This window comes from Oceanisphaera sp. IT1-181 (genome assembly GCF_033807535.1).
GTDB lineage: Bacteria > Pseudomonadota > Gammaproteobacteria > Enterobacterales > Aeromonadaceae > Oceanimonas.
This window is the reverse complement of record NZ_CP136856.1, coordinates 2,202,444-2,222,488: the sequence shown is the minus strand read 5'-3', so window position 1 is coordinate 2,222,488 and position 20,045 is coordinate 2,202,444. Positions and strand designations below refer to the sequence as shown.

General features: G+C 43.7%; 15 protein-coding genes. 3 read left to right on the top strand and 12 right to left on the bottom strand.

Features of this window, described 5'->3' with window-relative positions; translation table 11 throughout:
- Positions 1-13: 13 nt before the first annotated feature.
- The gene (locus tag R0134_RS09920; RefSeq protein WP_319781761.1) at positions 14-238 is read right to left on the bottom strand and encodes a helix-turn-helix transcriptional regulator; all 225 of its coding nucleotides are present in this window, start codon (positions 236-238) and stop codon (positions 14-16) included.
- Positions 239-362: 124 nt separating this feature from the next.
- On the opposite strand from R0134_RS09920, the gene R0134_RS09915 reads away from it, so the two are divergent.
- The 3 genes from R0134_RS09915 to R0134_RS09905 are packed head-to-tail and all read left to right on the top strand — an operon-like array spanning position 363 to position 2,630.
- Positions 363-575 (top strand): hypothetical protein, encoded by a 213-nt coding sequence (locus tag R0134_RS09915; RefSeq protein ID WP_319781760.1) that lies wholly within the window; start codon positions 363-365, stop codon positions 573-575.
- A 10-nt stretch (positions 576-585) separates the two neighbouring features.
- Positions 586-1,764 carry a site-specific integrase gene (locus tag R0134_RS09910; RefSeq protein ID WP_319781759.1) on the top strand — a complete coding sequence of 393 codons (1,179 nt, stop codon included), beginning with the start codon at positions 586-588 and terminating at the stop codon, positions 1,762-1,764.
- Positions 1,761-2,630, top strand: coding sequence for an HDOD domain-containing protein (locus R0134_RS09905; RefSeq protein WP_319781757.1), 870 nt, complete (start codon positions 1,761-1,763; stop codon positions 2,628-2,630). The genes R0134_RS09910 and R0134_RS09905 overlap by 4 nt, the downstream gene beginning before the upstream one ends.
- Positions 2,631-2,679: 49 nt before the next feature.
- Here the strand turns inward: R0134_RS09905 and R0134_RS09900 are convergent, their stop codons facing one another.
- The 11 genes from R0134_RS09900 to R0134_RS09850 form a co-directional block, all read right to left on the bottom strand.
- Positions 2,680-5,805: a tyrosine-type recombinase/integrase gene (locus R0134_RS09900; protein ID WP_319781756.1), complete on the bottom strand. Its 3,126-nt coding sequence runs from the start codon at positions 5,803-5,805 to the stop codon at positions 2,680-2,682.
- On the bottom strand, positions 5,790-8,024 hold the full coding sequence (locus R0134_RS09895; RefSeq protein ID WP_319781755.1) for a hypothetical protein: 2,235 nt from the start codon (positions 8,022-8,024) through the stop codon (positions 5,790-5,792). The genes R0134_RS09900 and R0134_RS09895 overlap by 16 nt, the downstream gene beginning before the upstream one ends.
- The gene (locus R0134_RS09890; RefSeq protein ID WP_319781754.1) at positions 8,017-8,637 is read right to left on the bottom strand and encodes a hypothetical protein; all 621 of its coding nucleotides are present in this window, start codon (positions 8,635-8,637) and stop codon (positions 8,017-8,019) included. Before R0134_RS09890 ends, R0134_RS09895 begins: the two co-directional genes overlap by 8 nt.
- A 435-nt stretch (positions 8,638-9,072) precedes the next feature.
- The gene (locus R0134_RS09885; protein ID WP_319781753.1) at positions 9,073-10,257 is read right to left on the bottom strand and encodes a thiolase family protein; all 1,185 of its coding nucleotides are present in this window, start codon (positions 10,255-10,257) and stop codon (positions 9,073-9,075) included.
- A 31-nt stretch (positions 10,258-10,288) separates the two neighbouring features.
- Positions 10,289-11,569, bottom strand: a complete 1,281-nt coding sequence (locus tag R0134_RS09880; protein WP_319781752.1) for a TRAP transporter large permease — start codon at positions 11,567-11,569, stop codon at positions 10,289-10,291.
- Positions 11,569-12,042: a TRAP transporter small permease gene (locus tag R0134_RS09875; RefSeq protein ID WP_319781751.1), complete on the bottom strand. Its 474-nt coding sequence runs from the start codon at positions 12,040-12,042 to the stop codon at positions 11,569-11,571. The genes R0134_RS09880 and R0134_RS09875 overlap by 1 nt, the downstream gene beginning before the upstream one ends.
- A 114-nt stretch (positions 12,043-12,156) precedes the next feature.
- The gene (locus R0134_RS09870) at positions 12,157-13,119 is read right to left on the bottom strand and encodes a DctP family TRAP transporter solute-binding subunit (protein ID WP_319781750.1); all 963 of its coding nucleotides are present in this window, start codon (positions 13,117-13,119) and stop codon (positions 12,157-12,159) included.
- Positions 13,120-13,908: 789 nt separating this feature from the next.
- Complete coding sequence (locus R0134_RS09865) at positions 13,909-15,066, bottom strand: CdaR family transcriptional regulator (RefSeq protein WP_319781749.1); 1,158 nt, start codon at positions 15,064-15,066, stop codon at positions 13,909-13,911.
- Positions 15,067-15,960: 894 nt separating this feature from the next.
- Positions 15,961-16,698, bottom strand: coding sequence for a 3-oxoacyl-ACP reductase FabG (gene fabG, locus R0134_RS09860; RefSeq protein ID WP_319781748.1), 738 nt, complete (start codon positions 16,696-16,698; stop codon positions 15,961-15,963).
- Between the two features lie 19 nt (positions 16,699-16,717).
- Entirely contained in the window at positions 16,718-18,256 is a 1,539-nt protein-coding gene (locus tag R0134_RS09855; protein ID WP_319781747.1) for an acyl CoA:acetate/3-ketoacid CoA transferase, read from the bottom strand.
- A 30-nt stretch (positions 18,257-18,286) separates the two neighbouring features.
- The gene (locus tag R0134_RS09850; protein ID WP_319781746.1) at positions 18,287-19,813 is read right to left on the bottom strand and encodes a class I adenylate-forming enzyme family protein; all 1,527 of its coding nucleotides are present in this window, start codon (positions 19,811-19,813) and stop codon (positions 18,287-18,289) included.
- Positions 19,814-20,045 lie beyond the last annotated feature (232 nt).

Here is a 20,045-nt window from a genome sequence, read left to right as displayed (position 1 = left end):
CTTTTTGGTGCAATCAATCTGATTTCTCTTCCGCATTCCCCTCTGTAATTTCAAATAGTTCCCCTACCTGAATATCCAAATACCGGCATAACACATCAATCACATCCAGCTCTACTCTAGTGGCCGTTTCGTTATAGAGGCGGTGTAAGGTGTTTCTGTTGATGCCCGTTTCTCTGGATACCTCAGCTATTTTCTGCTTTCTCTCGCCCAAGATTCGAGACAGGTGGCACTTGATCATTTCACCTCCATAGTTAAAAAATACCCACAGCAGTGATAAATGACTTGCAATGGTTCTTAAGTGTGCTAAATTCTCTTCAGTAGGTCATTAATGTTCATTGAAGAGCAAAAGAGAGGGTTTGATTATGGCACATACCTATCTAACAACTGAAGAGCTGTCTTCTCGTATCAAGTACGACGTACGCACCATCCGTCAGTGTCTGAAAGACTCTGTGCTGTTTGAAGGGGTGCACTATATCCGTCCGTTTGGTGGTCGGAAGATTTTGTTTATTTGGGAGCGGGTGGAAGAAACCATGCTGCAAGGTCTGTCGGTTCACAATGCCATCGGCATGATGTAGGGGGCACACTATGGGAACGGTTAATACTCGCGATGGGCGTTTGTATCTGGATTTTCGTTTTAAGGGCAAGCGTTGCCGAGAGCAAACCAAGGTCTTAGATACGCCCGCCAACCGTAAGAAGCTCGAAAAGCTGCTGGCGCAAATGGAGCAGCAAATCAAGCTAGGTACATTTGATTACGCACATCACTTTCCTGACAGCCCTCGCGTTGAAGACTTTCGTCACATTGCGGTTTTAGAAGCGCAGCAGGCGACTGGAGGCAAAATGCGCTTTTCGGCTTTTGGCCAACAGTGGTTAGAAGAGAAACGGGTGGAGTGGCGCGAGAGTCAGTATGAAACCGTGGAGGGCATTTTGCGCTGCCACCTTGAGCCTGCGTTTGGTGCTGTCCCTATTGGTGCCATTACTAAAAGCGATATCTTGGCATTTCGTCTGTGTCTTTGTGCGGCCAATGCGGTGACCGGCAAGACGTTATCTGCATCACGTATCAACCATGTTATGACGTATTTGCGGCTTATTTTGAATGAGGCAGCAGAGCGCCTTGGGTATGAATCGCCTTGGCGTAATATTAAAGCCTTGCCGATGCCTCGTGCTGACATTCAGCCGTTCTCGCTAGAAGAAGTGTCTTTGTTGCTCGCTAAAGTGCGGCCAGATTTTAGACCTTATTACACGGTGCGCTTTTTTACTGGCATGCGCACTGGTGAGATTGATGGTCTGACTTGGCAGCATATCGATTTTGGTGCTCGGCTTATCCATATCCACCAGTCATTGGTGCGCGGTAAGTTAGGACCGACGAAAACCACGGGGTCTTATCGCACCATCCCGATGTCGCAACGGGTGTATGACGCTTTGTTTGAACAGTGGGGTAGGACGGGTGAGAAAAGTGTGTTTGTCTTTTGTGCTCGTAATGGAGAACCACTAAACCATCGCAATGTGACGCGCCGCGTATGGTATCCGCTGTTGGATCATCTGCAGTTGGCCAAGCGCAATCCCTATCAAACCCGACATACTGCCGCCACTTTATGGCTGGCGGCTGGTGAAAATCCTGAATGGATTGCGCGTCAGCTGGGGCATGCCAATACCTCAATGTTATTTCGTGTGTATTCACGTTACGTCCCTAATCTAGTCGGGCGAGATGGGGCCGCCTTTGAATCGTTACTTAATGCAGAGTTTACTGTGGAGGAAGAAGCATGAATCCATTACTTGTGGCGCAAACTCGCCCTGAACTGTTGTGGGCAGAAGAGCTGTTTAATGATGATTTTTCAGCGGTATGGCAGTTTCGTTCAGCCGAGCGTGAGGTAACGCTGTCGATAGTACCGGCACATATGCAAATGGTGTGTCCGGATGGGCAATGGGTGTTGGCTGAGTTGCATGGGCTAAATGATATGTGGCGTCTGGGATCGCTGTTACCGTTACCTGCGATCATCAATAAGCAGCAATTAGAGCGGCAACTCACGTGGCTGCCTCTGGATCAGCAAGCGCTGTTACAAGACGTATGGAGCATGTTGGCGTATATCGAGGATGAAACGCTGCGTGCATTTTTGTTAGAGGTACTGATGAACGACAGTATTATGGCGCCATTTTGCCAAAGTAAAGGCAGCCACCGTCACCATCACGATCAAGTAGGGGGCTTGCTGGCGCACAGTCATGAGGTGGCGATGACCGCTGCCATGCTAAGTACTCAATATCAGTTAGGTAATCGCTCTGCGTGGGTCGCCTTTATTGGTGGGCTATTACATGATATTGGGAAAATACGCTTGTATTACAATCAGTCGACCGGTGTTTGCGTGCAGCACGAGTCTTATAATTTTATGCTGTTGGCCGAACCGTTAGAGCGACTTAATACGCGTTCACCTCGATTGTTTGAAGCACTCAGTGCTTGCTTGTCCATTAAGGTCGGTCATTACACCGAGCCGTATCAAGTCGCGAATATCGTGCGTATGTGCGACCGGATTTCAGCCGACGTATCTAACTGGAAGCGCGCGTTTGTAAAGGTGCCAGAATATTACTGGTACGCTAAGTCTCCCCAAGATGACCAGCTGTATAAGCGGTTAGGGTAGGGTGAAAAGGTTGACTATAAGCGGGCTTTCCCATGGAAAACCCGCTTTTTTATTGGCTACTTTCTTCCTTGAGATCTGTTTTAAGCTCAGCGTCTATAGACTCGGTAGATACTTGCCAAGTCGCAATCTCATCGGCAGTAAACAATATGATGGCCAGTCTGTGCAGCATAATACGTAAGCTATGAGAGGAATAACTGAGCTTGTCAGCTTCTCGTCGTTGTGTTTCTTCTCGGTGTCGTAGGTTAAGCCAGCCAGATCCTTGATGGAATCGAGCATTCTGCTTCATGGGCTGGAGTTTTATCTGCAAAGAGCCACATTGCCACTGTTTAATGATTTTTTTATCGGTATAGCTAAGGGAGAGTTGCCAACGTGACCAGTCAAATATCTGACTGGCAATTACCATAAATTGCTGAAAGGTAGCTGAGTCATTGAACTCAATACCAGAACGTGAGCTATTGCAGTGAGTCAGCGTATATCTAATGATCCAACTTAGCTCATTTGATACATACAGTTCACGGCACCGTTTTATACCTAATGCCACATCGCGCATTTCTGCCACTCCAACCGGGTCTGGCGGGAGTAGCTGATGGCGACGACTACGAGGAAACAGCCGAGGCAAGCTTTTATCTGTGGTGAGCGCCCGCAGAGCCAACGCACTTTGGTGCCATCGCTGTATTTGTTCTGGCTCAAGCCTGTAGAACCAGGCCGTTTCTCGATAGTCATACCCCGTTTCAATTTTTTTCAATACCGCCAACATCGGCTCGTATTGACTTTTTCTGACTGATAACAGTGGCGTGCTTTGACTGCTCGTTCTTTTACTACTCTTAGGGCGCGATATTGGTTGTATATAAGGGGTCACTCGCTTGTGTAAGTAGACTGTAGTATTTATCGCATTAAGAGGGAGTTCTTCTTTAAAATATTGACGAATCCGGTGCGGCCTAAACCCTAACAGAGCCTGTGCTTGATCTCCGTTTAATGGACGCTTGTTATGTTGCAAATGTAACCCTAATAGCAAATCAGTAAAATGTAGATAGGTACTGAGTGTTATATCCGGGCTGCTATGGCCAGCAAATGCTGCCAACGCCGAATACCGATCTCGCAGACGGCCTTGGCCAGTAATCAGGGTACGAATCGTTTTGCGTTGCGCTGCATCATAGGGCAACAGCGCGTTGACTGGCTCTGGCATGGTCACGTAATCATCGTGTAGTAATAGCTGCATGCGGGAGAGAGCGCTATGGCGCAGGTGATAGAGACGAAAATAAAGTCCACCACTTAGCTCTTTCAATAGGGCGCCTACCGCCAATGATAATGAAGAGGTGTCCAATGGCTCATGAGGGTTTTCCCCTTGATAGAACAATAATTCGGTGGAATTGTTATTGCTGCGGATCCTACGTTCACCTAAGTACTCTGCAAGCAGTTGTTTTTCTTCGGTGGTTAACAATGGAAACAAGGGGACTTTACGCAAGGCGGCTTCGGTTTTATTATTTCCGTGTTTGTTTTTTCGCACGAATAGCCAAGCAGTGGCAGACGGCTCAATATCTAATAAACGTAGTTTGGACAGCTCACTCGGTCGAAGCCCAGTGCGGTAAGCCATGATCAGAAAGCATATAAACATTCTCTGCTGACTTTCACCGAGATCCTGAAAGTACTGAAACTGCCCTAACAGAGCGGAAAACAGGGGTTCATCCACAATGGCGGCACTGACATAGACGATACTGTTAGTGCTCTGGTGTAGAGGCTCAGGTATAGGCGGAAAGCCAAATTGTTGCACGCCGAACAGGTGTAGATCTTCCAGGCGACCTGCTCGATATTCTCGATTCTTTTGACTGCCTGGCCGGTTGAGCATTGATAAATACAGATCATGAAAATCTTCACTACTGTAGCTAAATAGATCCTGCTGGTCCGTGGCCAGCAACCAGTCAGACCCAATACTAGAGAGATACCGTTGCGCGGTGGATTCGGAGTTTTTGCGTTCTGTTAGATGATTAAGTAGCCAATTGACGAAGGTAGCTTCAGGCAGTAAAAGTTCTTCGCTGCTAATAGTCTGCAATTCAGTGATGATGCTACGTTTGCTTTTAGGGCGGGCAGGATCTTGGCGAAAGGCCTCTCTTAACCGAGTCAACAAGTAGGACTGAGAATGGTGACCAGCAGGCTGCGATACGCGACGGCTGGCTAAATTAGGATAAAGTCTCAGTTGTGAAAAATGATGAGCATGACAGGTAAACAATGAGGGCTGTAGAAGCCGCTGCCAGTAGCAGGAGGGCAAGCTGGTGCTGGGTTGCTTACCGATAGCATACTCCACTAACGCTTGAGGTAGCTCAATGCCTTGCTGATGTTCCGCGACTGTAATGCCACCGTGGGCGATCTGAGTTTTGGACAAATGGGTTTTTAGCTCGCCGTTGAGTAAGGCCAAGCATTTATCTGTGGAGGCTGGAGGCTCCCAGTTGTGAGGTTTGTGCTTTAAGAACTGGCGCAAAACCCCAAGGCTGATGGGGTCGGGAATATAGACGACCTCACAGTGGGGCTGCCGTTTGTTCGTCTCTTGTTCTTCTCTATATAAATTACTTGCCAGTGTTCGACCAGGTGCGGGTTCCAGTACTAGCCAGCAGCACTCGCTATCGCCCCTTAACGGTTTTGGCTGGTTTATGGCCTTAGCCAGAGCCGGCCACAGTGTTGGGCGATTAAGTCCTCCATAAAGCACCGTAGTTAATAACAATCTAGCAAATAGCGCATCAGGTTCTAGAGTCTCACCGTGCAAACTTTCGAACCATTGGTGCTCGGCCTCGGCGACTAAGTGCGAGTTTTGCTGCCAACTTAGGGTGCGAGTTGGTCGGCGTCGGCGCAGCATGATATAGGGAGGTGGCACCGGTACCGACCAAATTTCCTGCCGGTTACCCAACTCTAGTTGGCGGCACAAAAAACTGTAAGCGTGGCGGTAAGCCCCCACACTTTTTAGCTCCAACTGTAATGATTGCTCTATTTTTGGCCATGCTTGTTCAAAGCCGCTAGCATCAGGGCTGGGGTGTAGTATCTGCGGAAGGTGTCGTCGAACGATTTCGACGGCGGCACGCAGGACTAGCTCGTCTTGCTGTTGACGTTTAGCTTTACGGTGCTCCCAGCCCAACATGGCGACTAATAACGGTCGGTCATCGGGCAAGATCAGTGGGTTGGCCATCCAGGCAATGCCTCAATTTTATGGGTGTTTAGGATCGATTCTATGGTATCTGCCAATTCGCGATACTCATACATGCTCAAAAAACTGTGCCGTCCGAATGCTTCTTCACCGATCTCCTCGTGACCCATCCAGCCGTCTATGACTTCAGGGTATACATTTTTTTTAGCTAACTCACTGCGCAGGTGATGGCGAGCCCAGTTGCGCGCCCATGGCAGCTGTTGTGCTAATAATTTTGCCAATAGAGCGGGGGTTAAATCAGACGAGACTTTTGTATATTGTTTATCGGTAATGTAAAAGAGCAGGTTACCGCTGCCATCCAATGCTTGTTGGCAGCGTTCGGCGATGTTCGGAGCCCGAAAATGACAGTGTTTCTTAAGTTGGTGCAGGTGCTGCAAATAGTCGTCTACCTGTTTTGCCGCTGTAGGGGGGATCACCAGTGTTCTAGCTGAAGGAACATTTCGGCGTTCTTTATCACTAATCCACCATGTGCGCTGATGCGGGTTGTAATCAGTCAATTTACCCATGGGGGCAGTTACGTCTCTATGACCAGTAGAGAAGGTTAATAATGCCCACACGTAACACACATAATGATTGTGAAAGTCCCAAATATTACTTCTGTGTTTAAGAGGCTGTGCCAACACGGTAAATATATGGTGCAGTATTGATGATGGTAGATGTAGCCGGCTACCCAGATGTGATGCTTCTGGTTGGTAAGATGGCAGCTGTGGGTTTATGTTAGCCATGGCAAAAATGGCAGTAACATATCGATAATAATCATGAAGGATTGCATCCTGACTAACGTGGCTGTATGCCAAAGCCGGGCGAGATTGATGAGACTCTCCACGCATTAATGCAACAATAGCTCTGTCCGAACCATTATTCAGACACCAATGTTCTAGGTAACGAGTAATACGGCCTAACGTTAGACGGGTTGTGTGTTTTTTATTTACTGGTGATAACCAAGTGCGTATTTCTAATAGGGTTGGTGCAGGTAGGTTAACATTAAATTCTTTTACCCATTGATATAAATCTTGAGGCAGAGGGCGGTCGAATTTTTCCGCTATATTGGGCAATATACCTTTCAATATATCAGCTTGGTTGCTTGCTGGTACATGATGATATATACGAATATAAGGGGAGCTATTTACAATATCTAATAATTGGTGCTGTCTCGCTTTTGTATGCAACCAACTGGGGTCCCGCCCAGTTATAAGTGTTAGCAGCACCCAGCATGCAACACTAGCTTGTTGCTTCAAGTTCGCAATACAATGTTGAATGAGATGATGAATATCCCAGTCGGTAAGCTGCTCAAAAGAACAAAGTAAAGATTGATTGCGGTTAGATAATTGCTCGGTAAAGCGTTGGCTTTGCTGTGCCATTATGGCCAGGTTCTTGTTTCGCTGGTGCATACCATAAACGCGGAAAGTGACACTCGTTTCTAACATCGCTGTTTCATCAACCGTTCGGCTATCCTCCATTTCAGGGCGAATTTGTAACCGTTCAACTTCTAGTCCTGAGTCATCGACGGGTTCTAGCGGTATGACAGTGATGACTTCTGGCTCAGAAAACGTTGGAGCCCGTTTTTTGCGTCGGCGTACAATCCCACGCGAACGAGAGAACGCACTGCGGATCACGACCGAAAGATAGCCTATACCTGCGTACTCTAAGTTTGGTTCTGGATAGTGCAGCTTAAGCACCTCCAATTGTTCGCCGAGCTTTTCTAGTGAGTTGATATGAGTGACGCGGGGGAGCTTATGAAGAATCGGGGCATGATTGATGTCGTTCGCGATCAACCGGATCTCACGTAGTGCTGAGTCAATCGCGGAGTCGTGCTGTCCAATGATGTGTAATTGACAGCAGCATAAGACGATGAGCCCTAGCCACTCAGCGTATTTTTCATGGTCATCAATTCGAAGCCATGGCGCGCATAATGCAGCTGCATATGGTGCATCAGTAAGCATTTTGTTTTTTCGGATCTGTCTGTACGAAATCTGAATATCTTGTGCGGTTTGTGCCGAATTTTGAGCGGTAGCATTCAGACGTTGCTCTAGCGAGTCGGTCAATAAAAGCAGATCATCTTGATAGCCCTTTAGCATGGGAGCGCAGAGTTGTGCCAAACGCGAAAGGACGATTTTACGCTGCCAGTTACTCAACATCTCAGGCGCTATAACGTTAGTTATTTCCCTTCGGCGTTTGGAGCGTTTTTCACGTTCAATCATCGGGACTCCAAGGTTTTTTAAGAGCATCAAGAACATCATCAATAGAACTTGGCAAGCTAGCTTTCTCTATTTGCTCGCGGCTCTTTTTTTGCCTTCTTTGATGCAGGAGAGTACCGCGAGACAGACCTGTCCAACGACACAGCATAGGATCATTGAGTGTTTTGGTTTGCAGAATTTCTCTGTGCGTATGAATCGGCATATGTGCAGCAAGCGAGTCACGGATTTCCGAGATTTGTAGAGGATTAACAGAGCCGAGTAGGGAGCTTAATGCTGATAGCCAGGCGGCATGTTCGATCTGCTCATCTGTCATTTTTATTGCACGGTAATCGATGAGTATGGTGCCATCAGGAGGCTGCGCCGTAGACCAGAGTTGTATGGTCCAAAGAGGGGCAAAAAGTTGGAAAGTTCGAGTCGACTTTGGGCCGTTTGGTGCAGCCGGGCTGTCTAGCATGATGCCACGTAGTGGTTCTTGGCTGAGCTCTGTGGCCATGGGATGAGGTAGGTTAGACCAATTGATCCACCTAGGGTAATGCGTACACCATTCGTAAGCTGCACGAGCAGCAGGGTGCAGCTCCAAGTGAATGGATGAACTCGCTAAAACGATGGCCGGCACAGTATCTCCAGAGCAAAATGAACTACTCTAATGTGCTTAGTACGCAAAAAAAGATCAATTACTTAACTCTTATAAGTTCAGTTTCTGTGACCACGTGATTCACCTTAATTGTTCCTAATCGCTAGTTCGAAAGTATTTTATTTTAAACTTTGTAATCAATTGCTTACGTTTAAGATCAGTTACTATCAATTAAGCAAATTTGACTGGCACGGCCTGTCACGCCGGGGGTCGCGGGTTCGAGTCCCGTCCACTCCGCCAATCCAAACAAGAAAGCCCTGACTTAATCGTCAGGGCTTTCTTGTTTGGATTGAAACTGACTCAATGGAAAACAGCCTAGTTTATTATTCTGTACAAGACGATCAAAGGATCTATACCTCCGGCTGTTCACGATTAGAAAGCTGGCTATCGTAGCTATAGCCAGCAAAATTCTAAAATTTATCCACGTTCAAAGAGCATGGAAATACCTTGACCGCCACCGATGCACATGGTGATGAGACCAGTATCAGCTTTTCTGCGTTCCATCTCGTACATCAATTTAACGGTCAGAATGGTGCCCGTTGCCCCCACAGGGTGGCCAAGTGCTATGGCTCCTCCATTCACGTTTACCCGATGTTCATCGAGTTGCAGATCTTTCATGACAGCCAGCGCTTGAGCTGCAAATGCCTCATTAATTTCATAGAGGTCAACTTGATTGGCGTCCAAGTTGAATTTCTTAAGCAGCTTTTTAGTTGCAGGAGCAGGGCCAAAGCCCATGATTGCGGCCTCGCAACCGGCAACCGACCACCCACGAATGGTCATGCGAGGCGTCAGGCCAAGCTCTAACGCTTTGGATCGTTTCATTAGTACTACAGCAGCAGCGCCGTCATTAATGCCAGAGGCGTTAGCTGCGGTTACACTGCCGCCTTCCTTGAACACAGGGCGCAGGTTGGCGAGTTTTTCACGGTCAACCATTCTGGGATGTTCATCGGTATCGAACAGCTTGGTTTCCTTACGGCTGACTTTAACTTCTACTGGTAATATTTCATCTTTAAACAGACCATTTTCTATTGCTTTTGCTGCTTTAAGTTGACTGGATATAGAAAAATCATCCATTTCTTCACGGCTGATGTTGAAACGTTCAGCAACATTTTCAGCTGTCACGCCGTTGTGGTAAGGCCCTTCAGGCCAGGTAAGAATAGAAATTAGCCCATCTTCGAGGGAACCGTGACCCATGTTATAGCCATAACGGCCTTTACGAACATAATAAGGCAGCTGGGTCATGTTTTCTGTGCCACAGGCCACCACTATGTCGGCCTGACCGGTTTGGATTTGCATCATACCGTTAGCCACTGCTTGCAGTCCGGATCCGCATTGTCTGTTAACGGAGTAGGCGGTTGTTTCATTGGGTAAGCCAGCTCTTAGTTGGCAAATGCGGCCAATAAATCCACTTTCGGCTATCTGTCCGACGTTACCAACTATCACTTCATCAACCATAGCTGGCTCAATACCTGCGCGTAAAACGGCCTCGCGAATGGTGTTAGCACCTAGATCATGCTGGTGTACATCCTTGAGACTGCCACCTAGTGTACCTATTGCAGTTCTGACACCGCTAACAATTACGATATCGTCGTTATTTTTCATGGTCACTCCTAAAGTAGTGATGAATGGTTCGTTAATTACTTCCAAAGAAGAAATTTGGTAGCCAGAGGCTCAGCTCTGGAAATATATTTACTAAGATCAAAACAATAATTAATGGTGGTAAAAATGTTGCTGTATATCTTGTAACCTTTTCTACCGGTGTATTGGAAACACTACTAAGTACAAAAAGTACTGTACCAAAAGGTGGAGTTAAGGTTCCGATAATCAAATTAAGTACCACAATAATACCTAGTTGAATAGGGTCCATGCCGAAGCCAACAGTCATAATTGGCAAAATAATAGGAACTAGCAGATTAATCGCAGCAACGGTCTCTAAAAACAAACCAACCAGTAATAATAATAAATTGAGTGCCAATAAAATAAGCAGGTAATTTTCTGTAGTTGAAAGTATTACTTGGGAGATGTTTTGTGGTATCTCTTTACTAGTTAATATCCAAGCAAATAAGTTGGCTGATGCCACAATCAAGAGAACCTGTACAGATGTTACAACCGAGCTCATTACCGAAGCCTTGAAAGAGGTATAGCTAAATTCTTTGTAAATAATACTTAGAATAATAGCATAGCTGCAAGCAATGGCTGCTGACTCAGTGGGGCTAAAGATTCCGGTGAAAATACCACCTAAAATAATTGCTGGAGCCATGAGAGACGGAAGGGCTCGTATAAAAGCTAACCATATTTCCTTTCGGTTTGCCCTTTTTTCTGTAGGACACTTTAGGCGTTCACTGAATATATAGATCATCACCATTAATGATAATGCCATTAATAAACCAGGAACAATACCAGCGGCAAACAGGCGTTCAATAGATTGAGATGAGGCTATAGCATAGACAATGATCGCCATGCTAGGAGGGATGATAGGGCCAATAATAGAGGAGGCCGCCGTGACACCAATCGAAACGCGTTCACCATATCCTTTAGCTCGCATAGCTTTTATGGTTGCCGCCCCAAGGCCACCAGCATCTGCGACAGCAGCTCCAGACATCCCAGCAAAAATAACACTAGAGGCTACATTGACATGCGCTAAGCCACCACGAATATGACCTACGCATACGGCAGCAAATTCAAATATTCTATTTGTAATGCCACCGCTATTCATCAGATTACCGGCAAAAATGAAAAATGGAATAGCCAAAAAAGTAAATGAGTTAACGCCAGAAACCATCCTCTGTATTGCCGTTGTTTCTGATAGTGAGGGGTCTAATATTACATAAAAAAGAGAAGCTGCGCCGATAGAAAATGCAATTGGTATGCCTAGCAACATGAACAGAAAGAGCAATCCTATTAGTATTAACATCACTCAGATCCTTTTTTAAGTTTTTTGTATGCTTTAAATAGTGTAATTAATGTAATCAAAGCGCCAGATATAGGGACAATCATGTAAAGATAAGATTGACTAATATTAAGAGATGGGCTGCTAAAAAACTTTAATCTCTCCGAAAAAATATAACCATAGTAGGAAATGAATCCTGAGAAAAAAATAATCACTGATAACTTTATTATTTCTAATATAGTGATGACTTTATGATTAAGCTTCCTGCAAAGAAAATTCCAGAATGCATCCACCCTTATATGTTGATCTGTTCTAAATAAATAAACAGAACCTAGAAAAGTAAGCCATACTAATGCATATCTACTGAGTTCAATAGGCCAGTCAAGAGCATTAGAGGTTAACTCTCTGGTTATTATATTAATCATCATTACTATAAAGATAATGCAGAATATAATTGCAGGCAATGCAGCTTCTAATTTTTTATAGATTTCTTTCATGTCAGTCTCATATATATTAAGAGAGTTTCATGCTCGTTCGGATTTACAAAGTAGCCCTTTCAAGGTAGAAAAGGCTTTCCGAATGTACATCGTCTCACTACAAACGACTAGTTCTTAAAGATTAGAGATCTCGGTATAAAGATCACCATATCCTGACCAGTTTTTCTTGTAATCATCCGACATTTTTTTTGTTTTTTCTTTGAAGGCATTCCGATCAACTTCTACAATATTGACGCCTTGCTCTTTGAAAAACTCGAGAGAGTTTTTATCATCTTCTTCAACCAAATTTTGAGTGTATCTCCCTATACCTTTAAATACACTAAGCACAGCTTCTTTGTCTTGAGAACTAAGAGATTGGAGTGAACTATCATTAACAACATAGTGTACGGCTGTAATAACATGACCAGTCAAGCTCAGATTGTTAGCAGCTTCGTAGAACTTCATGGACCTGATGGAGCCCAGTGGGTTTTCCAAGCCATCTACCATATTTTGTCTCATGGCGAGGTAAGCCTCAGAATATGGGACTGGTGTCGGGTTACTGCCCATGGCCTTAGCATATGCCATTGTGATGGCCTGTTCAGGTACACGTAGTTTAAAATTTTTAAAATCTTCTGGATTGGTAACGGGTTTGTTGCCTATTACATGTCGTATTCCCCAAGTGCTAGAGCCTACGATATGAGCGTTAAACTGTTGATAAAAATCGTCGAACATTTTATTCGCTGTTTCACTTTCGAAAAACTGCATCAAATGTTCATTGTCTCTAAAAATATAAGGCATTTCAGTGATAATGATAGGCTTGAATATGTTGCCAAGTTGTCCCGAACCGACTTCAACAATATCTACGCCACCTACAATCACCTGTTCAAGGAGTTCTTGTTCTGAGCCAAGAGCACTGGATGGGAATATTTTTATTTCTACTCTGCCTTCAGTTTTTTCAGCAACCCGGCGTGCTGCTTCTTCGGCGCTCTTATGCCAAGGATGATTAACATCATATACGTGCCCAAGCTTCAGAGTGTCTGCATAAGAATAACTAGAGGCAAGTGCAAATAGAGTTGAGGCAATGATCGTTTTTTTCATAATCAAAAATTCCTTTTTGTTAACGCTTGATTGGGAGCTAATCATCCAGACTCTCCGAGTGAGATGATGATCCAAATGTAAACAGCATGTTTCTTATCAAGTTACTATCCAGACTAGCAGAACCCCTCAGAGAAAATTTGAGCACGAGCACGTTTACAAACACGAAACAATCATCACCCTTTGTGCAAACATACAATGAATAACGTTAACACTGAGGCCGGCGACCGAGTCACAGGTGAAGAGGGAGCTAGCAGGGCGAGAACATACAGTGTTAATGGTATGTGAACGAACAAGTGGGCTCGGAACGAAACTAACTCCTCCTTGCGGGAGCACGATCATCTTGTAGTTGGAGTGAATATCTTGGTCAAAAAGAGAACAAAAATGTTCTCGTCATATTAAATTGGTGGTTGAGCACTCAGAAATGTAATGAGGTCTATCTAACAAGTTAATAACACTGCAGCCCTGACTTTGACGGTTACCTTAATGCACCAAGGGAAGAAGTAATGGTTACTATCTTAGACACCCGCTGAGTAGCGCATTGAATCTGGGATGAGGCCATTTTTAAGTTGTGCAGTAGCACCGATAGTCTGATCATTTTTGCTACTTCGGTTGTAAGCCAAGGCATAGCGCGGCTCATATGAGGGGATGACGAAGACCCAGACAAGAAGCTCAGCGAGGTATCAGTTTTATCTAACGGTACGTTACAGCAGGCAGCGGCTCATCAGCACAGCAACGGACAGCTACCTGCAGTAGGAGAACGTATAATCACAGTATAGTTTTTTTAAAAATTTAGATAATGCTCTCTATCCAGATCTTTTTTCTGGGGTGTTCCTTTCTGTAACAATGGATAGAGATTGTTAATTGTAACAAGTCCAAAAATTTTAAAGGGTCTAGCAAGGTGAGCTTTTTTATGTTTGATAAACGATAGGAAAGAGTGTTCCTATGGATGTCTAGTTGAGCAGCTGTTTTCCCCAACTCGGCATTATTTTCGATAAACAACTCCAGAGTTTCAATGAGTTGATGTCCTTGGGTGTGTCTAGTTAAATTATTTACTATTTTGTTAAAGAAGCTTGATAGGTAGCTGCTTTCAAGTTCTTTTAAAAGACACTGAATAGCCATATCTTTAAATTTGTATATTCTTTGTTCACTGTTTGACTTTGCTCCTACATCTATAACAGAACGAGAATATATGACTGACTCTCTAATGTCTAAGGGTGAGCAGGCATTAATACCTACCCCTATTTTAAAGCTACTCAATTGACTAGCAATGGCCAGTTCGGCGTTCTCTATAATGGAAGAAATTGAAGAGTCGGCAGGGGGGAGCAGGAGTATTTCATTATGATTTAACAAAATAATTCTATCGCTATCAATCATTGATGATAGTTTACTTAATAAAGAATCTACTACCTCGCTCATCATAATCGTATAAGCGTCTGTTTTTATTATAATGGGTATGGTTTCTATGTTCAGTAAGTTGCTGTTTTTATTGATTTTATCAAGGGCTGAAACACCTCTTTCATGCTCGCCATACTCAATGAACTCATTTATTAAACTATCATTTACTCTTTTTTTCCAATTCGAAGAGTTTATTTCACTTGCTTGCTTTAACAACAGTTCGGCAGTAAGGATAGCCAACTCTGAATAACGGGCTATAATAGCCGGGTTACCACTTATTCCTATCACAATAGCTACATCACCTTCTATTATTATTGGGTGATTAATGCCTGGCTCTGTATTTTCATAGCGTTCGGCTTCCATATCGTCATTAATAGTTATCCGAGCACCTTTTTTGATTGCCTCAATTGCAGCACCATGTTTTTGTCCTACTCGCTTATGATTACCAGATGCTACAATAATGCCGTTGTTATCTATAACATTCACATTGTGATGAATAATAGCTATAGATCTACTAGCAATTTCATTAGCTAATTCTGAATTGATCTTCATAAGTACTGCCTGTTGATAGTATATTTATCTATAGGAAAGCAAGGTGGTCGATTCTTAAGGTGTGAGCGTATAGCTCCGCAGCCGATCCGCTTGAGCTTCTCCATCCGACATTGAAAATTAGGGGCCGGTAAGGAAAAAAACAGGTATTCCATGTGGTTTCGCATCGAGCAACACCTACCCTGATCTTGTCAAAAATTGTTATATTATCAACCTGCCTATGTCATAGATAGTCAGATTACTGCCTGTAAGTACATCATCAAATTGTATGGTGATAGATGTTCTTGAGTCCTTAGTCCAAGGGTGTATCAGTGACCTAGAGCCCAGTACTTGAGCATAGCTCAGATCTGCGTCGTCGGTGTCAAGCTCAAGCCATCAGAAAATTGAATTGCTGAATGATGGCCAGATAGTATCTGGGTACATTTCGCCGCGAGGTCGGGATCTTAGAGTGTTTCGAGATAATATAACAAAGGTTTCTGGGCCATAAATAAGCGCATTTGGGAAAGATTTCAACCACTTATTTCTTTACTGCAGAGGAAACAAGTTTGTCCGTTCATTCTTAGCGAAGGGGTGACCAAACTTTGCCTAAATTTAATTAAAAGAGATCACGCGTCGGCCTGAGACTAGTGACATTGATGTAGATTTTCTTGCCTTAGAAGAGAGCAGTCTTCACTGTTGATCTTCGCTCCTCTCCACTATTCGTATCGGTCACCGGTATGTAAATAATACTATAGACGAGCAGTATTTTTTAAATACAATTACGGTGTTAGCATCGGCTTGATCGATTTAAAGGCTTTCATAGCATGAATAGATAGTGAGGATAATTTTCATTTTATCCTCACATGTCATAATGAATAAGCATGAGCAAGCTGATACGAGGGCAGCTATTTTCTTGAATTACAGAACCATGCCACCGCCGACATTGATTACCTCACCGTTAATATATCGGGCGGCGTCTGAAGCGAGAAAGGCCACACATTCACCTACATCTTCTGGTTGGCCTGCAAAGCCCGCTGGAATTTTAGATATCATGACGTCCCATACTTTTTCCGGAACTCCTCGGGTCATTGCAGTATCGATAAATCCAGGACATATGGCATTTACCGTCACCCCTTTTCTGGCTAGTTCGCGACAAGCTGTTTTGGTCAGCCCCACAACACCTGCTTTTGATGCCGCATAGTTTGATTGGCCCACATTTCCTAGCCAGCTGGCGGAGGCGATATTGATAATTCTGCCTGACCCCTGTTCTCGCATCTTAATCGCTGCTGCCTGCATGCAACGAAAGGTGCCTTTCAGGTTCACATCAATTACGCTATCCCAGTCGTCCTCACTTAGTTTATGCAGCATTGCATCGCGGTTGATGCCTGCATTATTTACTAACACATCTAACTTGCCATAATTTTTTTCTACGAATTCAAAGAGCTCATTTATATCTTCTTTATTGCCAATATTGCATTTTACAAAAACAGCATCTGCGCCTTCATTTTTTAAATTATTTACAGCAGACACTCCACCTTCTTCATTCAAATCCGCAATGATAACTGTTGCGCCTTCGCGTCCTAGAACACGAGCGATACCAAAACCAATACCTTGGTTTGCACCAGTAACTATGGCTGTTTTCCCTTTGAGTTTCATTTTTTTCTCCAGTGTATAATTATTGAGTAAATAATGATTGATCCATTAATTTTAAATTTTCAGATATGAGAGGCTTGAAGTCCATGAGATTTAGTATGTCTTTTTCAAGGTCAATGCCTGGGGCAATTTCAATCAACATTAGGCCTTGTTCAGTCATCTCGAATACAGCACGCTCAGTAACAAAATGCATTTTTTGATTTTTTTCTATGGCAAGATTTCCACTATAAGATATCTGATTTACAGTGTTAACCATCTTTTTTACTTGTCCTTCTTGTACTATGCTCAATTTCCCATTACCTACTTCGACTTTAAGTCCTTTAGCAGTAAATGTTGAGCAAAATACAACGTGTTTTGCATTTTGTGTAATATCAATAAAGCCACCCGCACCAGTGCATTGTGAGCCCAATCTTGTGGCATTGACATTTCCGTCTTTATCCAGCTCACCTGCACCCATATAGGTTATATCTACGCCAGCACCATTGTAATAAAGCATCTGCTCTTGATGACTGATCATGGCCGAGAGGTTTCTCCCGATACCAAAGTCAACTCCGCCTGCCTGTATTCCGCCATAAATACCAGACTCAACCGTAATAGTGACATTATCTGTCATGTTTTTTTCTTTTACTATTTGCCCTATTACGTCATTGGGGATGCCAGTTCCTAGATTGATGATGGCACCTGGACTTATTAACTCCACAGCTCTTCTGCCAATAAGTTTCCTAATATCAAGCGGTGTTTTTGATGTACCCTGCTGAGTTGATACTCGTATTTTTCCACAATAGGCTGGGTCATAATACCAAGATGAAGTCTGACGGTGATCGGTTTCCGGATCATCACAGAGTACAATGTTATCTATAAAGCTACCGGGTACAACGACTGATTTAGGATCAAGGCTACCGTCTTCCACCAGATACTTTACTTGCGCAATGACCCTGCCGCCAAAGCGTTTAGCCGCGAGTACCGCAGGGAGTACTTCCAGCTTCATAGCTTCTTCATCCGTGGTCAGATTACCTTTGGAGTCGGCGGCAGTACCACGGATGATTAATGTATCTAGGGGGATGGCGGGGTAGAATAGGTACTCCTGATCCTTGATTTGCATCAGCTCTACAATATCTTCTTTTGTACAACTGTTCATTTTTCCACCTTCAATTCTTGGATCTATGAAGGTATTCAGACCAACCGGCGATATTCTGCCTTGCAGGCCAGCTGCCATGTCACTGTATAGATGTACCATTTGTCCCTGAGGCAAGCAGTAGGCTTCGACTTGATTATCCGAGATCATGGCCATCCATCTAGGAGCCAGCCCCCAGTGTGAACCAATAATTCTTTTTACCAGGCCGGGATGAGCTAAGTGCTGTATACCTCGATTTCTATCACTTTGACCGGCAGCATGAACCAGTGTCAGATTTTTAGGGGATTCCGTTTCGAGAAAGCGTTTTTCGATCGAAGATAATACGGACTCGGAGGCGCTGATCAGCGTCATCCCTACTGTACAAATTGTACTGTCATCACGGATAAGCTCAGCTGCTTCTTCTTTAGTAATAATTTTGTTTTTCATTATCTCTCCATTGATGCTATTCCGACCATATCAAAGATATTTATGGACGCTTTCCTTAAGAATTTTTTTACTTATTTTTCCATTTTTAGTTCTTGGAAAGTTGTCTACAAATATTATTTTTTTAGGAATCTTGTATTTTGTAAGTTTTGTATGAGCCCAAACCAGGATCTCTTTTGTTGTGATAGGGTGGTCGGGGTCGGCTATAATGAATGCCATGGGTTCTTCACCATATATTTCACTAGGGAAGGGGACTAACGCTACTTCATTAATACCTGGGTAGGTGGAAAGTATGTTTTCAACCTCTAGTGAATAAATTTTCTCCCCGCCCCTATTAATCATATCCTTCAGTCTTCCCTGTATATAGATATAATTGTCATTGTCTATATAGGCTAGGTCACCAGTGTTGAACCAACCATCCTCAAATGATTCTTTATTGGCAAGCGGGTTATTCCAATAAGATTTTATGACAACAGGCCCTCTTACCCAGAGTAAACCAGTCTCACCATTAGTTAATGTCTCACCATCTTCACTTTTTATCAGAAATTCCACACCGGGAATGGCTTTGCCTGAGCTACCTAACTTATTGTGAGAGCTTAAATCTTCAACGAATATACTGGCAGGAGAACTGGTTTCTGACAAACCATAAACAGGATGAATATCAGTGTTTTTGAATATTCTTTTAATGGTTTTGACGGTGCCATTGTTAAGATGCCCGCCACCGCACACAATCTTTTTAAGAGAGCCCAATTTGTAGTTTGTCTTACTAGTTTTGAATTCATTACACAGTAAAATAAACACGGTAGGTGAGCCATGCATAAAAGTAATGTTTTGATTTTCGATGCATTCTAGAATGCTTTTAGCATTAAACTTTCTTTGCAAGTTAATTGTTCCACCGATGTGGATAAACAAGCCAAGAATGGCGGCCAGGCCAGTGATATGGTAAATAGGAACCGCTAATATAGTACTATCTTTTTCGGTTAATGAAAAAGCGCTTTGATATGATGTTATTCCATGCAGGAGATTGCCGTGGCTTATTATTGCTCCTTTAGGCTTCCCAGTTGTTCCTGAAGTGAATATAATTATAGCCGTATCATCATGGCACACATCAGAGGCAACTACAGGATCAAGCTCTTTGCTTGATAATAATTCCCATTGACTCAAGGTTGTAGTTTTTGATTTAAAGGATAAAGAGTCAGTATATTTGTCAATATGATCATCATGACACAAAACCCATGAAGGCATGACTTGCTGCACTAACGATGCTACTTCATCGGATGTCATTTTTGTGCTGACAGGTACGACAATGATGCCTAAACTCATTGCTGCATAAAATACTTCACAGAATGATATCTCATTACCAATGGCCAGAATAATTTTATCATCTTTTTGCAACTCAAATTTATGTAGCAGCAGGCTGGCAACTTCTTTTACTCGTTGCAGAAAAACTCGATAGGTAATTCTTTGATCATCAACAACAAAGGCCTGCCTATCTGGCCATCTCTGAGCACTCAGCTCTAGACTCTGATATAAGCTGTTACATTGAAGCTTGTGTGACATCTATTCTGACCCCCTGCTAGCCATTATATCAATGGTCGTCATTATTTTTTAACTAGGTAAAATACTAGTCTATTGGTGATTCATATCTGTGTGAGGGCTCACACAGATGTTAACGAGTTTGTTGGGTTATGTTGTGAATGTGCACATGTAGTGTGCTTGGTATTGGCGTTGTTTCCTAAATCAGGGGACTATCTGACTCTCCCGAGATCCGATCTCCTAACGGACGAACTCA

Bases quoted from the DNA above. Each gene is read 5' to 3' on its own strand.
- R0134_RS09920 (WP_319781761.1), bottom strand. From the start codon at position 238: ATGATCAAGTGCCACCTGTCTCGAATCTTGGGCGAGAGAAAGCAGAAA.
- R0134_RS09915 (WP_319781760.1), top strand. From the start codon at position 363: ATGGCACATACCTATCTAACAACTGAAGAGCTGTCTTCTCGTATCAAG.
- R0134_RS09910 (WP_319781759.1), top strand. From the start codon at position 586: ATGGGAACGGTTAATACTCGCGATGGGCGTTTGTATCTGGATTTTCGT.
- R0134_RS09905 (WP_319781757.1), top strand. From the start codon at position 1,761: ATGAATCCATTACTTGTGGCGCAAACTCGCCCTGAACTGTTGTGGGCA.
- R0134_RS09900 (WP_319781756.1), bottom strand. From the start codon at position 5,805: ATGGCCAACCCACTGATCTTGCCCGATGACCGACCGTTATTAGTCGCC.
- R0134_RS09895 (WP_319781755.1), bottom strand. From the start codon at position 8,024: ATGATTGAACGTGAAAAACGCTCCAAACGCCGAAGGGAAATAACTAAC.
- R0134_RS09885 (WP_319781753.1), bottom strand. From the start codon at position 10,257: ATGAAAAATAACGACGATATCGTAATTGTTAGCGGTGTCAGAACTGCA.
- R0134_RS09880 (WP_319781752.1), bottom strand. From the start codon at position 11,569: ATGTTAATACTAATAGGATTGCTCTTTCTGTTCATGTTGCTAGGCATA.
- R0134_RS09875 (WP_319781751.1), bottom strand. From the start codon at position 12,042: ATGAAAGAAATCTATAAAAAATTAGAAGCTGCATTGCCTGCAATTATA.
- R0134_RS09870 (WP_319781750.1), bottom strand. From the start codon at position 13,119: ATGAAAAAAACGATCATTGCCTCAACTCTATTTGCACTTGCCTCTAGT.
- R0134_RS09865 (WP_319781749.1), bottom strand. From the start codon at position 15,066: ATGAAGATCAATTCAGAATTAGCTAATGAAATTGCTAGTAGATCTATA.
- fabG (WP_319781748.1), bottom strand. From the start codon at position 16,698: ATGAAACTCAAAGGGAAAACAGCCATAGTTACTGGTGCAAACCAAGGT.
- R0134_RS09855 (WP_319781747.1), bottom strand. From the start codon at position 18,256: ATGAAAAACAAAATTATTACTAAAGAAGAAGCAGCTGAGCTTATCCGT.
- R0134_RS09850 (WP_319781746.1), bottom strand. From the start codon at position 19,813: ATGTCACACAAGCTTCAATGTAACAGCTTATATCAGAGTCTAGAGCTG.